This is a genomic window from Marinibacterium profundimaris, from assembly GCF_002210095.1.
Taxonomy (GTDB): domain Bacteria; phylum Pseudomonadota; class Alphaproteobacteria; order Rhodobacterales; family Rhodobacteraceae; genus Marinibacterium; species Marinibacterium profundimaris.
The window spans coordinates 372,985-388,236 of record NZ_AQQR01000002.1; the positions used below are offsets into that span (position 1 = coordinate 372,985).

A 15,252-nucleotide genomic window follows, 5' to 3' on the forward strand; every position below is an offset into this window, starting at 1 on the left:
GTAATCGCTTTCGGTCAAAGTGCTTTCGTGGGAAGAAATCCTGGAGACGTCATGTCCGACCTGCTGTCCATACTGGGTGCCGCGCCTGCCAACGGCGGCGCGAAGGGGGCCGTTCGCCTGTCCGATATCGGGACACCCAAGAGCGAAACGGTATTCTCCAATGTCTTTCTTGCGCTGAACGAGGCTGTCCCGCCCGGCCTTGCCCCTGGATTGCCGGCCGGCACTGCCGGCACAGGGCCCTTGCCCGGAGAGGAGGCCGCCGGCGATCCCGCCGCGGGCCTTCCCGATGGAGGGGATGCCGATGCCCTGGCGCTCGCCGCCGAATCAGAGACTGACATAGCGACCCCAGGCAAGCCGGTCGCCCCCAACGGCGCTGACCTGGCCGAAGCGGCCACTGCCGAGGGCAAGACCCGCCCCGACCTGCTGGCCGTTGCCGAGGCGCGCAGCGGGGCTGGTGGCGATCTTGCCTCCCCCGTCACCGGGGCAGAGCCCGGGTCCCGCCGGGCCCCCGCCGCGCAGGAGGTCCCGGCGGTGCTGGTCCGTCCGCCCTCGGTGGCCACGTCTGCCCTGCCTCCGGCCGGGACCGAGGACGCGGCGCTGGGCGGCACCGGCCGGGAGGCCGGCCGTGCGCTGACCGAGGAGCAGATGCAGCAGGCCGCGCTGCGCACGCCGGATGCCCGGGTCGCGGCCGAGCTTCGGACCGCCGCCCGGGTCGGTGCCATTGCGGCGCACGGCTCCGGAGCCACCGCCCCTGACCCGGCCGCGGCCCGGTCTGCCTTTGCGGGTGGGACGATCCAGAGCTCGGCGCAGGCGTTCGGCGCGGCTCAGACCACCGGCGAGGCCGGGACCCCGGCACAAGTCGCCCTTTCCGGTCCGCCTGGCGCCACGGTGGGTGTGCAGCTGGCCGCCCAGGGACAGGCGGGCGCCGCGGGCCTGACACAGGTGCCGCAGCCCGGCCAGGCGCCCGAGGGCCGCTCGCGCGAGGCCCGGCGCTCCGACGACGGCCCGGCGCCGATCCGAAGTGCTCCGGCGGCGTCCGGCGCGACAGCCGCGGCCACCGCCGCCCTGACGGCCGGAGGCGGAGCGGCAACGGGCTCCCCCGCCGCCAACCTCTCTGCCGCCGCCCAGGCGGCGGGTCTTGGCGGGGGTGAGGGGCAGGCGAGCCTGGGCGGGTCGGACGGCTCCGTTGCCTCGCCGGTGCTGCAGGCGGCGGATGCGCCCACGCGCAGCTTTGAGCAGAGCCTTCCGCCCGGACAGCACACGCAGACGGCCCGGCCCGAGCTTGCCCGTGACATCGGGCGCCAGATGGCGGCCTCGATCACCGCGGCGGCCGACGGATCCGTCGACATTGCGCTCAACCCAAAAGAGCTGGGACATGTCCGCATGTCCTTGTCAGTCACCGAAAGCGGCGTGATCCTGACGGTCAGCGGTGACCGGGCCGACACGATGGACCTGATGCGCCGCCATGCCGACGACCTCAGCGCCGCCTTCCGCGACATGGGCTATGAAAACATCGCCTTTTCCTTCGGCACCGGCGGCAGCGCCGGACAGCCCGGGGACGGCAACGACCAGAACAGCGCGCCGTCCGGGGGCAGCGGCGGTGATCCCGTTGCCCTGGCCTCCGACACCGGACAGCCCGACACGACCGCCCGCGTCACCGGTGACCGCGGCCTCGACCTCCGAATCTAGGACCTGACATGAGCGATCTCGCCACTTCCTCGGCCTTCTCCCTGGCCACCCCGCCGGCTTCGGCGGCCACCAACACGACCACCACCACGTCCGAGGCGACCCTGTCGTCGGATTTCGAAACCTTCCTGAAGATGCTGACCGCCCAGGCCCGCTATCAGGACCCGCTGGAGCCACTGGATTCCACCGAGTATGCCTCGCAGCTGGCGCAATTCTCGATGGTGGAACAACAGGTTCTCACCAACGAGAACCTCGGCATCGTCCAAACCCAGATCGCCATGACCAACATGGAGCTTCTGTCGGGCATGATCGGGCTGGAGGCGCGCAGCGATGCCGGAGCCTATTACGACGGGCAGCCGATCAGCATCACGCCGAACCCGGCCGCCGCGTCGGATACCGTTTACCTTGTGGTCTACAATTCTCAGGGCATGGAGGTCGATCGCCGTGTCCTGCCCGTTTCGGCGGAGCCGGTGAACTGGAACGGCGTCACCCGCGATGGCATTCCGCTGCCCGAGGGGCAGTACCGCTTCCACGTGGAAAGCTGGGCCGACGACGAGAAGCTGCTCGACGAAGCGGCGCTTACCTACTCCGAAATCGAGGAGGCGCAGGCGCTGGACGGGCGGACGGTGGTTATCCTCAAGGGTGGGATCCAGGTGGACAGCTCTGCCATCACCGGTCTGCGCCAACCGCCGGACGACACCTGACACCCTTTGCACCGCATGTCGCGCGGGCCGCCCTGCAAGGGGCCGCCCGCGCGATGCATCAGAGATCGGCGACTTTCATGGCAAGATAGGCCGCCGGGACGACGACCCGGCGGAACCGGCCGAAGGGGAAGCGGCCCATGGGCCGACGCATCGCGGCCGGTACGGCATCGGCGTCTTGGTTCAGAAGGTCCCCGGCCACCATGTGCCCGGCATAAGACCCCATGGCCACGCCGTTTCCGTGATAGGCCATCGCCGCGAAAAGCCCCGGGCGCCCGGGGACCGGACCGATATAGGGCGTCCGGTTCCGCGCCAGGCAGACCATGCCCGACCAGCCAAAGGGCGACTCCACGTCGCTCCAGGCCGGGAACATCGCGTCGAAATCCTGCCGCACGCGCTGCAGCGACAGTTTCTCGACCCGGGGCGAGGACAGGATCCCGCCCCGCATGCCGAAGAGCATCCGGTTGTCCGGCATCAGCCGGAAGTAATGCAGCAGGTTGCGGCTGTCATAGGCCATCTGGTGCGAGGTCCAGCCCTGCGCCTCCAGCTCGGCCTGCGTCAGGGGCCGGGTGACCAGCACGCTGGATTGCGCCGGCATGTAGCGCGCGGCCAGCCATCCGGGCAGGTCCTCGCTGGAATAGCCGTTGGTGGCGATGATGACACGATCGGCGCGCAGCCGGCCCTGTTCGGTACGCAGGACATGGCCGTCGCCTTCGGGCGCGATGGACGTCACCCGGCTGTGCGCGGCCAGCGTCGCGCCGGCGGCAATGGCCGCATCGACAATGCCGAACAGGTACTTGCGCGGGTTCAGCGCGAAGCCCAGCGGGATCGACAACCCGCCGCGTGCGGCACTGGTGGCCATGCCCATCGACGTCAGATCCTGCGCGGAATGGATCCCGGGCTCCACCCCGTAATCCTCGGCCACGCTGGCGGCTTCCTTTATGAAATGCGACGCGGCGCGGTCATTGTGGGCCAGGACCGTCTCGCCCTTTGAATGGGTGTCGGCGTCGATCCCGAAAAGCTTCAGCTGCGCCGCGACATGCTCGATCGCGGCCATCTCGGCGGCGCGGTAGGCGCGACGCCCCTCCGCCCCGAACTGCCGGGTGAGCGCCGCGTTCGAGATCTTGCCCCCGCCCAGGCAGCAGAACCCGCCATTGCGCCCCGAGGCGCCAAAGCCCGGCGGGCCGGCCTCCAGCACCGTGACCGACAGGCCTGCCCCGGCCAGCCTCAGCGCGGCGTTGATGCCGGTAAAGCCGCCGCCGACGATGGCCACGTCGACCCGTGCCTCGCCTTCGAAGGTCGGCCAGTCCGGTGCGGCGATGGTCTCGTCCCACCAGCACTTGGCCCGCGGGCCCGGGCCATAGGTGTAGTCCGGAAAGATACGTGTCATGCGGTGCGCTGCGCCATCCGTTCGTCCGCCTCGGCCTTGACCCGCGCCCGCTTGGTCGAGATCGAGGCGATGATGACCCCCACCGTCACGATGCCGATCATGATCGTCGACAGCGCGTTGATTTCCGGCGTGACGCCCAGGCGCACGGCCGAGAAGATCTTGATCGGCAGGGTCGTGGCCGACGGGCCGGCGGTGAAGGACGCGATCACCAGATCATCGAGCGACAGCGTGAAGGCCAGAAGCCAGCCCGAGATCACCGCCGGCGCGATGATCGGCAGGGTCACCAGGCGGAAGGCCTCGGCTGGGGAACAGCCCAGGTCCAGCGCCGCCTCTTCCAGCGAACGGTCGAAGGTGACCAGCCGCGAGGAGACGACCACCGACACGTAACACATTGAAAACGTGGTATGCGCCAGCACGATGGTCAGGATCCCGCGGTCCAGCCCCAGACCGATGAACAGCAGCAGCAGCGACAGGCCGGTGATCACCTCGGGCATCACCAGCGGTGCATAGATCATGCCCGAGAACAGCGTGCGCCCGAAGAACCGCCCGCCGCGCACCAGCACATAGGCCGCCATGGTGCCCAGCACCGTCGCGATGGTCGACGAGAAGAACGCCACGCGCAGGGTGACCCAGGCCGCATCGAGAAAGGCCTCGTTCCGGGCAAGTTCGCCGTACCACTTGGTCGAGAACCCGGCCCAGACGGTGACCAGCTGGCTTTCGTTGAAGCTGTAGACGATCAGGATCAGCATCGGCAGGTAGAGGAATGCGAAGCCGAGCGTCAGGGAGACGACGTTGAAGGGGGAAAGCCTGCTCATCCTTCGGCCTCCGCCTGGCGCTGCTGGTTCTTCTGGAACAGCACGATGGGCACGATCAGGATCAGCAGCAGGATGATCGCCACCGCCGAGGCCACCGGCCAGTCGCGGTTGTTGAAGAACTCTTCCCACAGCACCTTGCCGATCATCAGCGTCCCGGACCCGCCCAGAAGCGAGGGGATCACGAATTCGCCCAGTGTCGGAATGAAGACCAGGAAGGACCCGGCGATGATCCCCGGCCGTGACAGCGGGATGGTCACCAGCCAGAAGGCCGAGCGGCGCGAGCAGCCAAGATCCTCGGCCGCCTCGATCAGCGATCCGTCCAGCCGGTCGAGCGCGGCGTAAATGGGCAGGATCATGAAGGGCAGGTAGGTATAGACCACACCGATATAGACAGCGATGTTGGTGTTCAGGATCGTCAGCGGCTCGCTGATCACGCCTGTCCACATCAGCACCTGGTTCAGATACCCCTCCTGGCTGAGGATCCCGCGCCACGCATAGACCCGGATCAGGAACGACGTCCAGAACGGCAGGATCACCAGCATCATCAGCGTCGGGCGCCAGGCCTCGGGCGCGCGGGCCATGCCATAGGCAATCGGGTAGCCGACGAACAGCGTCAGAACCGTCGAGATCGCGGCGATCTTCAGCGACGACAGGTAGGCCTTCCAATAGAGGTCATCGGTCGTCAGGAAGGTGAAATTCTCGAAATCCAGCTGCGACAGGAAGGCGCCGATGCCCTCGTCCCAGGAAAACTGCGGCATGTAGGGCGGCCGCGCCAGCGCCACGTCCGAGAGCGAGATCTTCAGCACGATCGCGAAGGGGATCAGGAAAAGCGCCAGCAGCCAGACATAGGGAAAGGCGATGAGAAGAAAGCGCCGCATCTCAGTGATCCAGCAGCACGGCGCAGTTTTCGGTCCAGTTCACCCAGACGTTGTCGTCCCAGGTAAAGGCCCGCCGCGTGTCGCGCTCGGTGTTGAAATTCTGCGCGCGGATGATCTGCCCGTTGGCCAGCTCCACGTGGTAGGTAGAGATGTTTCCAAGATAGCCGATGTCGATCACCTTGCCCTGCAACACGTTGTCGTCGCTGGGCTTTTCGCCGTGGATCTCGACCTTTTCCGGCCGGATCGCCAGCTGGCATTCGGCGCCGTCGGCCAGATCCAGCGTGGATTTCGCGCGCAGCGGCGGCTGGCCTTCGGCCCAGCGGACCTCATAGGCGTCACCCAGCTTCGTCGCCTTGCCTTCCAGGATGGTCACATCGCCGATGAAACCGGCGACATAGCGCGAATTCGGATTCTCGTAGATCTGCGACGGCGTCGCCACCTGCATCAGCGCGCCGTCCTTCATGACGGCAATGCGCGAGGCCACGGTCATCGCTTCTTCCTGGTCGTGCGTGACGATCACGAAGGTCGTGCCGGTCTTTTCCTGGATGTCCATCAGTTCGAACTGGGTTTCTTCGCGCAGCTTCTTGTCCAGCGCGCCCAGCGGTTCATCCAGAAGCAGCAGCTTCGGCGCCTTGGCCAGCGACCGCGCCAGCGCCACCCGCTGGCGTTGCCCCCCGGAAATCTGGTGCGGCTTGCGTGAGGCGAACGGCTGCAATTGCACCAGCCGCAGCATCTCTTCGACGCGGGCGTCGACCTCGTCCCTGGGCTTGCGCTCGCGCTTGAGGCCGAAGGCAATATTGTCGCGCACGGTCAGGTGCGGGAACAGCGCGTAGGACTGGAACATCATGTTCACGGCGCGCTGGTTCGGCGGCACCTTGACGATGTCCTCGCCGGCCAGCTCGATCGAGCCCTCGGTCGGGTCCTCGAACCCGGCGAGCATCCGCATCATCGTGGTCTTGCCGCAGCCCGAAGGGCCCAGCAGTGCAAAGAATTCCCGCTCGTAGATATCGAGCGTCAGTTCCTCGATCGCGGTGAACGTGCCGAAACGCTTGGTCACGTTCTTGAAGCGTATCAGGGGCTTGGCCGCCGGGTCGGTCCAGGGCGCGAAAACGGTTTGGGACAAGGGATCACTCCGGCAGGACAGGCCGGGGCAGGCGCGCCGCCCCGGCCAGGGGGCTTAGACGCCCGATTTCACTTTGGTCCAAAGGCGGGTCACGGTCCGCTGTACCTTCGGCGGGTAGGGCGTCACCGTGTAGAGGTTTTCAAGCGTTTCCTCGTCGGGGTAGATCGCCGGGTCGCCGATCACGTCCTCGTTCAGGAATTCCTGGCTCGCGAGGTTGCCGTTGGCATAATAGACATAGTTCGACGCGGCGGCCATGTTCTGGGCATCCATGATGAAGTTCAGGAATGCATGGGCCGCCTCGGGGTTCGGCGCATCGACCGGGATCGCCATCTGGTCGAACCACATCAGCGCGCCTTCCTTGAACGGGTAATAGGCGATTTCGTTGCCATTGTCGGCCTCGGCCGCGCGGTCGCGCGCCTGCAGCACGTCACCCGACCAGCCGACCGCGACGCAGATGTCGCCATTGGCCAGCGCGTTGATGTATTCCGAGCTGTGGAACTTCTGGATGTAGGGACGGACGCCCATCAGGACCTCTTCGGTCTTGGCGATCACGTCGGGGTCGTGGCTGTCGGGATCCTCGCCGAGGTACTTCAGCGTCATCGGCAGGATCTCGGTCGGGGCGTCCAGGAAATGCACGCCGCATTCGGCCAGCTTTTCCATGTTCGCCGGATCAAGGACCAGGTCCATGGAGTTCAGAGGCGCATCCTCGCCCAGGATTTCCTTGACCTTGCCGACATTCACGCCCAGCCCGGTGGTGCCCCACATGTAGTTGACGGAATATTCGTTGTCCGGATCATATTGTGCGGTCCGCTTTTCGATCACGTCCCACATGTTGTCGATGTTCGGCAGCTTGGACTTGTCCAGCGGCTGGAAGGCGCCGGCCATGATCTGGCGCTGCAGGAAGGTACCCGTAGGCACGACCACGTCGTAACCCGACCCGCCGGCCAGCATCTTGGTCTCGAGCAGTTCGTTGCTGTCGAAGACGTCGTAGACCAGGTCGATGCCGGTCTCTTCCTCGAACTTGGTCAGCAGGTCCTCGTCGATATAGTCGGACCAGTTGTAGACCCGTACCTCGTCTGCGGCGGCCGCAGTGGCCAGTGCCGCCACGGCGGTCAGCGTCAGCAGGTGCTGTTTCATGTCAATCTCCCCAAATCAGGCCGGGTGTGTCCCGCCCGTCATATTTTGATCAAGTTGCGCTTTTCCACGCAGCTGGCTTATGTTTCCATGGCACAGGCGAACGCGCAAGCGGCGTTGATGTGGAATGAGGCAGAGCCGCGAAGACGTGATGAACGAAAAGGCATCCATACCCCCTGGCACCGCCGACTTGCCTGAACACGAAAGGGTTTACCGGGCGCTGCGCGCGCTTGTCCTGTTCGGAGAGCTGCGGCCGGGTCAACCGGTGACCATCCAGGGGCTGACCTCGGAAATCGGCGCCGGCATGACCCCGGTGCGCGAAGCGATTCGGCGCATGACCTCGGATGGCGGGCTGATCTTCCAGGGCAACCGGCGGGTGTCGGTCCCGCAGCTGGGCGCGTCGGATGTCGAAGAGATCCAGTTCCTCCGCCGCCGCATCGAACCCGAGCTGACGCGCCGCGCCTGCGCCCGGCAAACCCCGGAATTGCTGGACGAGCTGGCCGCGACGGACCGCACCCTCGACGCCGCGATCTCGGCCGGGGACATCGCCGGCTACCTGCGCCACAACCACCGATTTCACCACCTGCTCTACGAGGCCGCCGGCGCGCCGATCCTGGCGCAGACGGTCGACCGGCTGTGGCTGCGCTTCGGCCCGTCGCTGCGGGTGGTCTGTGGCCGCTTCGGGACGCAGAACCTGCCCGACCGCCACCGCGAGATCCTCGACGCCTTCGCCGCAAGCGACCCGGAGGCCGCGGCCCGGGCGATGGACCGTGACGTAACGGACGGCATGACCCAGGTGCTCGAAGTGCTTCGCGAGGGGGCGCCGCACCCGTGACGGAACGGCGATTCGGCGTCTTCTGATTGACTCCGAAAAATTTGATCATATTCTGCGGACACCCCCCGAAAACCGGAGTCCGCATTCATGTCTGCCATCACCAACCACATGCCCACGTCCGAGCTTCAGGCCCTGGATGCGGCGCATCACATGCATCCCTTCACGCAGGGCTCGGGCCTGGCGGCCAAGGGCGCGCGGGTGATCACCCGGGCCAAGGGTGTCTGGCTGACCGACAGCGAGGGCAACGAGATCCTCGACGGCATGGCCGGCCTGTGGTGCGTGAACATCGGCTATGGCCGGGACGAACTGGCCGAGGTCGCGGCGCGGCAGATGAAGGAACTGCCGTATTACAACACCTTCTTCCAGACGACGCACGTGCCGGCCATCGCGCTGGCCCAGAAGATCGCCGAGCTGGCGCCGGGCGATCTGAACAACGTCTTCTTCGCCGGCTCCGGGTCCGAGGCGAACGACACCAACATCCGCATGGTGCGCACCTACTGGGAAGAGAAGGGCAAGCCCGAGAAGACCGTGATCATCTCGCGCTGGAACGCCTATCATGGGTCGTCCATGGGCTCGGGCAGCCTTGGCGGCATGGTGGGGATGCATGCGCAGGGTGGCATGCCGATCCCGGGCATCCACCACATCGGCCAGCCGAACTGGTGGGCCGAGGGCGGCGACATGTCCCCCGAGGATTTCGGCCTGATGCGCGCGCAGGAACTGGAAGCCGCGATCAAGGAACTGGGCGAGAACAAGGTCGCTGCCTTCATCGCCGAGCCGATCCAGGGCGCCGGCGGCGTGATCGTTCCGCCCGCCACCTACTGGCCCGAGATTCAGCGGATCTGCGACAAGTACGAGATCCTGCTGATCGCGGACGAGGTGATCTGCGGCTTCGGGCGGACCGGGAACTGGTTCGGCAGCCAGACCGTGGATATCCGGCCCGACATCATGACCATCGCCAAGGGGCTCAGCTCGGGCTACCAGCCGATCGGCGGGTCGGTCGTGTCGGACGAGGTGGCCAGCGTGATCGCGGGGACCGAGTTCAACCACGGCTACACCTATTCGGGCCATCCGGTGGCCAGCGCCGTGGCGCTGGAGAACCTGCGGATCCTGGAAGAGGAAAAGATCGTCGACCAGGTCCGCGACGTGACCGGGCCCTATCTGAAGGGCAAATGGGAGGCGCTGGCCGATCATCCTCTGGTGGGCGAGGCGAAGATCGTGGGCATGATGGCCTCGATCGCGCTGACCCCGGACAAGGCCTCGCGCGCGCCCTTCGCGGCGGATGCGGGCACCGCCGGGTTCATCTGCCGCGAGCGGTGCTTTGCCAACAACCTGGTGATGCGCCACGTGGGCGACCGGATGATCATCTCGCCGCCGCTGGTGATCTCGGAAACCGAGATCGACACCCTGATCGAGCGCGCCCGGACCGCCCTGTCCGAGACGCTGGATAGCCTTGAGGAAAAGGGGCTGATGGTCAAACCGTCCTGACCGGACGCCGGCATGTCCCACGCGTGGGACATGTTGCGGTTTCTGTGATTTCAAGGGGTTACAGAGGCGGATTTACCTTTTGGCAAGACATGAAGGCCGCGCGGACCCGTGGGTTGGCGCGGCCTTTCGCATGCAGGGAGCGCGCGCGCCGGGATGGTCGGGACCGATCCGGTCTTGTCCGGTCAGGCCCGGTCGCGGCGGCGCAGGGGCGAAAGGTCACGCCACGTCCAGGACGCGGCGTCCGTTTGCAAAGCGGGGCAAAGGGGTGCACCTTGGCGCCCAGAGACCGCAGCCGGAGCATCCTTCCATGAGCATCGCCGAACTTCGCCCGAACCTCGACCACTGGCAGGAACGCGTGGACCTTGCCGCGGCCTTCCGCTGGACCGTGCGGCTGAACATGCACGAGGCGGTGGCGAACCATTTCTCGCTGGCCGTGAACGACGACGGCACGAAATTCCTGATGAATGCCAACCAGATGCATTTCGACCGCATCACGGCAAGCAACCTTCTGGAGATCGACGCCAACGATCCCGCGACCATGGACAGGCCCGACGCGCCGGACCCGACCGCCTGGGGCCTGCATGGCACGTTGCACCGACTGTGCCCGCATGCGCGCTGCGCCATGCATGTCCATTCGATCCACGCCACCGTGCTGGCCTCGCTGGCCGACAGCCGGCTGCTGCCCATCGACCAGAATTCGGCCATGTTCTTCGGCCGGCAGACGATCGACGAGAATTACGGCGGGCTCGCCTTCGAGGAGGAGGCGAAGCGCTGCGCCGATCTGCTGAGCGATCCGAAGAAGACGGTTTTGATCATGGGCAATCACGGCATCATGGTGATCGGCCAGACCGTCGCCGAGACGTTCAACCGCATGTATTACTTCGAGCGCGCGGCCGAGACCTATATCCGCGCGCTGCAGACCGGCCAGCCGCTGCGGGTGCTTTCGGACGAGGTGGCCGAGAAGACCGCCGCCGAGATCGAAAGCTATCCCGAGCAGGCGGACCGGCACCTGTCGGAGATCAAGCTGCTGCTGGATGCCGAGGGCTCCGATTACGCGGGCTGACTGGGGCGGCCGCGTGACGGCGTGCGCCGGGTCCGGGAGCGGGCCCGGTTTTGGGGATGACAGGACCGCCTCGGGGCGGTCGGACGACTATTGGACAAGACATGCAATACGGGCTGAGTGACGAGCAGGAGATGATCGTCTCCACGGTGCGGCGTTTCGTGGAGGCGGAGATCTATCCGCACGAGGAGCTGGTGGAGCGAACCGGCGAGGTGCCGGCGGAGATCGCGGCGGAGATCAAGCGCAAGACGCTGGAACTGGGCTTCTACGCCTGCAACTTTCCCGAAAGCGTGGGCTGCGCGGGGCTGAGCCACGTGGATTTCGCTCTGGTCGAGCGCGAGCTGGGGCGCGGGTCGATGGCGCTGAACCATTTCTTCGGGCGGCCGCAGAACATCCTGATGGCCTGCGAGGGCGAGCAGGTGGAGCGCTATCTGATGCCCGCCGTGCGGGGGGAGCGGATGGATGCGCTGGCGATGACCGAGCCGGGCGCCGGGTCGGACGTGCGCGGCATGACCTGTGCGGCAAGGCGCGATGGCGGCGACTGGGTCGTGAACGGGACGAAGCATTTCATTTCCGGCGCCGATCACGCGGATTTCGTCATCGTCTTTGTCGCCACCGGAGAGGACCAGACGCCGAAGGGGCCGAAGAAGCGGATCACCGCGTTTCTCGTGGACCGGGGGACGCCGGGGTTCACGATCCGGGACGGCTACAAATCGGTCAGTCATCGCGGCTACAAGAACATGATCCTGGAGTTCGACGATTGCCGCCTGCCGCAAGCGCAGGTGCTGGGCGAGGTCGACGGCGGCTTTGCCGTGATGAACGAGTGGCTTTACGCGACGCGGATCACCGTGGCGACCATGTCGGTCGGCCGCGCGCGGCGGGTGTTCGACTATGCGCTGACCTATGCCGCCGAGCGCGAGCAGTTCGGGCAGAAGATCGGGAAGTTCCAGGGCGTGTCGTTCCAGATCGCCGACATGATCACCGAGATCGACGCCGCCGACCTGCTGACGCTGGCCGCCGCCGACCGGCTGGACAAGGGCCTGCCGGCGAACCGCGAGATCGCCAGCGCGAAGGTCTTTGCCTCGGAGATGCTGGCGCATGTGACGGATGCGGCGATCCAGATCCACGGCGGCATGGGGCTGATGGACGATTACCCGCTGGAACGGTTCTGGCGCGACGCAAGGGTCGAGCGGATCTGGGATGGCACCAGCGAGATCCAGCGCCATATCATCTCGCGCGAGCTGTTGCGGGCGTTGGGCGCGTGAGGCGGGCGTCGGATTGAGGTATTTGGGCAAAGATGAAGACAGGGACGTGGCGCCCGGCCGGTTAGGGCGGCTTTTGGCCCCGAAGCGGATTGCCGTCGTGGGCGGCGGGGCCTGGGGCGCCGCGGTCGCCGGGGCGGCCGAGCGTGTCGGGTTCTCGGGCGAGATCACCTTCGTGCATCCCCGGGGCAAGGCGCCCGAGGGGGCGAAGGTGGTGACGGCGCTGTCGGAGCTGGAGGCGGCGCCGGATGCGGTGTTCCTGGGCATCAACCGTCACGCCAGTGTCGACGCGGTGGCCGAGCTGCGCGCCATGGGGGCGGGCGGGGCGGTCTGTTTCGCGAGCGGGTTTACCGAGGCGCAGGCGGAGGATGCCGGCGCCGTGGACCTGCAGGCGCGGCTGGTGGCGGCGGCGGGCGAGATGCCGATCCTGGGGCCGAATTGCTACGGGTTCGTCAATGCGCTGGATGGCGGGGCGATCTGGCCGGATCAGCACGGCATGGCGCCGGTGGCGCGCGGCGTGGCAGTGCTGACGCAAAGTTCGAACATCGCGATCAACCTGACCATGCAGCAGCGCGCGCTGCCGCTGGCGATGATGATCACCTGCGGGAACATGGCGCAGCAGAGCCAGGCGCGGATCGCCACGGCGCTGCTGGAGGATCCGAGGATCACGGCGCTGGGCCTGCATGTCGAGGGCTTCGGCGAGATCGCAGACTGGGAGGCGCTGGCCGAGGCGGCGCGGGCGCGCGGGGTGCCGGTTGTCGTGCTGAAGGTCGGGCAATCGGCGCAGGCGCGGGCGGCGACCGTGTCGCATACCGCCTCGCTGGCCGGGTCGGATGCCGGGGCGCAGGCGCTTCTGGACCGGCTGGGCTTTGCTCGGCTGTCCGATCTGCCGTCGTTCCTGGAGACGTTGAAGCTGTTGCATGTCGCCGGGCCGCTGCCTGCGCGCAGCATCGGGGCGATCAGCTGTTCGGGGGGCGAGGCGAGCCTGATGGCCGACATGGGGGCGGCGCGGGGGCTGGAGTTTCCGGCGCTGGAGACGGGCCAGAGGGCGGCGCTGCGTGATGCGCTTGGGCCCATGGTGGCGCTGGCCAACCCGTTGGATTACCACACCTATATCTGGCGCGACGTGCCGGCGATGACCCGGGCCTGGGGCGCCATGGCCAGCGGCGCGCAGGCGATGACGCTGTCTGTCGTCGATTACCCGGTGACGGATGCCAGCGACTGGATCTGCGCCACGCAGGCGGCCATCGGAGCGCGCGAGGCCAGCGGGAAGCCCTTCGGCGTGGTCGCCTCGCTGCCCGAGCTGATGCCGCGCGAGGTGGCGATGCACCTGATGGAGGGCGGGGTCGTGCCCTTCAACGGCATGGCCGAGGCGCTGAACGCCGTGGCCGCCGCCGCGCGGCGCGAGGATCCGGATGCGGGTCCGGCGCTGCGGGCCGGGGCGCTGGAGGGCAGCCGGGTGATGGACGAGGTCGAGGGCAAGGCGCGGCTGGCGAAGGCCGGCGTGCATGTGCCCCGGCATGTTGTGATCACACCCGGGCAGCCGGTTGAGCTGGCGGGTCTCTCGGGGCCCTTCGCGGTCAAGGGGCTGGGGCTGGCGCATAAATCCGACAGCGGGGCCGTGCATCTGGGGATCACGGCCGAGGAGGTCGCCGCCACCGCCGCCGATATCGGCACCGACCGCGTGCTGGTCGAACAGATGGTACGCGGCGGCAGCGTGGAGCTTCTGGTGGGCGTGCTGCGCGACCCGGCGCATGGCTTCGTGCTGACGCTGGGCGCGGGCGGCGTGCTGACCGAAATGCTGAAGGACAGCGTGTCGCTTCTGGTGCCGAGCCCGCCGGAGATGGTGCTGGGGGCGCTGCAACGTCTGCGCTGCTGGCCGCTGATCGAAGGCTATCGCGGGCGCTGCGGCGTGGACATGGATGCGCTGATGGACGCCATCTCGGCGGTGCAGCGGCTGGTGGAGGCCGAGGCCTCGACGCTGCAGGAACTGGAGATCAACCCGCTGATCTGCGGACCCGGCGGGGCCGTGGCGGTGGATGCGCTGATCCGCTATGGCGGCGGGGACAGCGGCGAGGAAGGATGACAGAGATGACGGATGCTCCGTTGAAGACACGGCGCGAGGGCGGGATCCTTGAGGTCGTGCTCGACCGGCCCAAGGCGAACGCGATCGACCTGGAGACCAGCCGCCGGATGGGCGAGGTGTTCCGCGAGTTCCGCGACGATCCCGAGCTGCGCGTGGCGATCGTCACTGGCGGGGGGGAGAAGTTCTTCTGTGCCGGATGGGACCTGAAGGGCGCAGCGGACGGCGACGCCGTGGATGGCGATTACGGCGTCGGCGGGTTCGGCGGCCTGCAGGAGATGCGGGCGATGAACAAGCCGGTGATCGCCGCCGTGAACGGCATCTGCTGCGGTGGTGGGTTCGAACTGGCACTGTCGGCTGACATCATCCTGGCCGCGGATCACGTGCGGTTCGCCTTCCCCGAGATCCGGTCGGGCACCGTGGCCGATGCCGGCACCGTCAAGCTGCCCAAGCGCATCCCCTACCACGTGGCGATGGAAATCCTGCTGACCGGACGCTGGTTCGAGGTGGACGAGGCCAAGCACTGGGGCATCGTGAACGAGATCATCCCCGCCGATCAGCTGATGGACCGGGCCTGGGAGGTGGCAAGGCTGCTCGAAAGCGGGCCGCCCTTGGTCTATGCGGCGATCAAGGAGATCGTGCGCGAGGCCGAGGACACGAAGTTCCAGGACATGATGAACCGGATCACCAAGCGGCAGCTGGATTCGGTCGATATCCTCTATGAAAGCGAGGACCAGAAGGAAGGCGCGCGCGCCTTTGCGGAAAAGCGCGATCCGGTCTGGAAGGGGCGCTGAGCTGAC

Annotated in this window: 13 protein-coding genes; 8 read left to right on the forward strand and 5 right to left on the reverse strand. The window is 67.1% G+C overall.

Translation table 11 applies throughout. The features are described from left to right. Nucleotides 1-51: 51 nt before the first annotated feature. Nucleotides 52-1,689, forward strand: a complete 1,638-nt coding sequence (locus ATO3_RS06735) for a flagellar hook-length control protein FliK (protein WP_088649055.1) — start codon at nucleotides 52-54, stop codon at nucleotides 1,687-1,689. Between the two features lie 8 nt (nucleotides 1,690-1,697). Next, the gene (locus ATO3_RS06740) at nucleotides 1,698-2,390 is read left to right on the forward strand and encodes a flagellar hook capping FlgD N-terminal domain-containing protein (RefSeq protein WP_088649056.1); all 693 of its coding nucleotides are present in this window, start codon (nucleotides 1,698-1,700) and stop codon (nucleotides 2,388-2,390) included. 58 nt (nucleotides 2,391-2,448) lie between these two features. On the opposite strand, the gene ATO3_RS06745 is transcribed toward ATO3_RS06740, so the two are convergent. The 5 genes from ATO3_RS06745 to ATO3_RS06765 are packed head-to-tail and all read right to left on the reverse strand — an operon-like array spanning nucleotide 2,449 to nucleotide 7,730. Beyond that, the gene (locus ATO3_RS06745) at nucleotides 2,449-3,777 is read right to left on the reverse strand and encodes an NAD(P)/FAD-dependent oxidoreductase (RefSeq protein WP_088649057.1); all 1,329 of its coding nucleotides are present in this window, start codon (nucleotides 3,775-3,777) and stop codon (nucleotides 2,449-2,451) included. Continuing rightward, complete coding sequence (locus tag ATO3_RS06750; protein ID WP_088649058.1) at nucleotides 3,774-4,592, reverse strand: ABC transporter permease; 819 nt, start codon at nucleotides 4,590-4,592, stop codon at nucleotides 3,774-3,776. The genes ATO3_RS06745 and ATO3_RS06750 overlap by 4 nt, the downstream gene beginning before the upstream one ends. Then, nucleotides 4,589-5,470 carry an ABC transporter permease subunit gene (locus ATO3_RS06755; protein ID WP_088649059.1) on the reverse strand — a complete coding sequence of 294 codons (882 nt, stop codon included), beginning with the start codon at nucleotides 5,468-5,470 and terminating at the stop codon, nucleotides 4,589-4,591. The genes ATO3_RS06750 and ATO3_RS06755 overlap by 4 nt, the downstream gene beginning before the upstream one ends. A gap of 1 nt (nucleotide 5,471) precedes the next feature. Beyond that, nucleotides 5,472-6,593: an ABC transporter ATP-binding protein gene (locus ATO3_RS06760; RefSeq protein WP_088649060.1), complete on the reverse strand. Its 1,122-nt coding sequence runs from the start codon at nucleotides 6,591-6,593 to the stop codon at nucleotides 5,472-5,474. 54 nt (nucleotides 6,594-6,647) lie between these two features. Further along, nucleotides 6,648-7,730, reverse strand: coding sequence for a polyamine ABC transporter substrate-binding protein (locus ATO3_RS06765; RefSeq protein ID WP_088649061.1), 1,083 nt, complete (start codon nucleotides 7,728-7,730; stop codon nucleotides 6,648-6,650). A 148-nt stretch (nucleotides 7,731-7,878) separates the two neighbouring features. On the opposite strand from ATO3_RS06765, the gene ATO3_RS06770 reads away from it, so the two are divergent. The 6 genes from ATO3_RS06770 to ATO3_RS06795 all read left to right on the forward strand — a co-directional run bounded on the left by ATO3_RS06770 (nucleotide 7,879) and on the right by ATO3_RS06795 (nucleotide 15,246). Next, entirely contained in the window at nucleotides 7,879-8,562 is a 684-nt protein-coding gene (locus ATO3_RS06770) for a GntR family transcriptional regulator (RefSeq protein ID WP_233152051.1), read from the forward strand. Between the two features lie 87 nt (nucleotides 8,563-8,649). Continuing rightward, nucleotides 8,650-10,047: an aspartate aminotransferase family protein gene (locus tag ATO3_RS06775; protein ID WP_088649063.1), complete on the forward strand. Its 1,398-nt coding sequence runs from the start codon at nucleotides 8,650-8,652 to the stop codon at nucleotides 10,045-10,047. A 307-nt stretch (nucleotides 10,048-10,354) separates the two neighbouring features. Next, complete coding sequence (locus tag ATO3_RS06780; RefSeq protein WP_088649064.1) at nucleotides 10,355-11,110, forward strand: class II aldolase and adducin N-terminal domain-containing protein; 756 nt, start codon at nucleotides 10,355-10,357, stop codon at nucleotides 11,108-11,110. Nucleotides 11,111-11,211: 101 nt separating this feature from the next. Further along, on the forward strand, nucleotides 11,212-12,372 hold the full coding sequence (locus ATO3_RS06785; RefSeq protein ID WP_088649065.1) for an acyl-CoA dehydrogenase family protein: 1,161 nt from the start codon (nucleotides 11,212-11,214) through the stop codon (nucleotides 12,370-12,372). Nucleotides 12,373-12,394: 22 nt separating this feature from the next. Continuing rightward, nucleotides 12,395-14,455 (forward strand): acetate--CoA ligase family protein, encoded by a 2,061-nt coding sequence (locus ATO3_RS06790; protein WP_233152052.1) that lies wholly within the window; start codon nucleotides 12,395-12,397, stop codon nucleotides 14,453-14,455. A 5-nt stretch (nucleotides 14,456-14,460) separates the two neighbouring features. Next, nucleotides 14,461-15,246, forward strand: a complete 786-nt coding sequence (locus ATO3_RS06795; protein WP_198963223.1) for a carnitinyl-CoA dehydratase — start codon at nucleotides 14,461-14,463, stop codon at nucleotides 15,244-15,246. The last annotated feature ends 6 nt before the right edge of the window (nucleotides 15,247-15,252 follow it).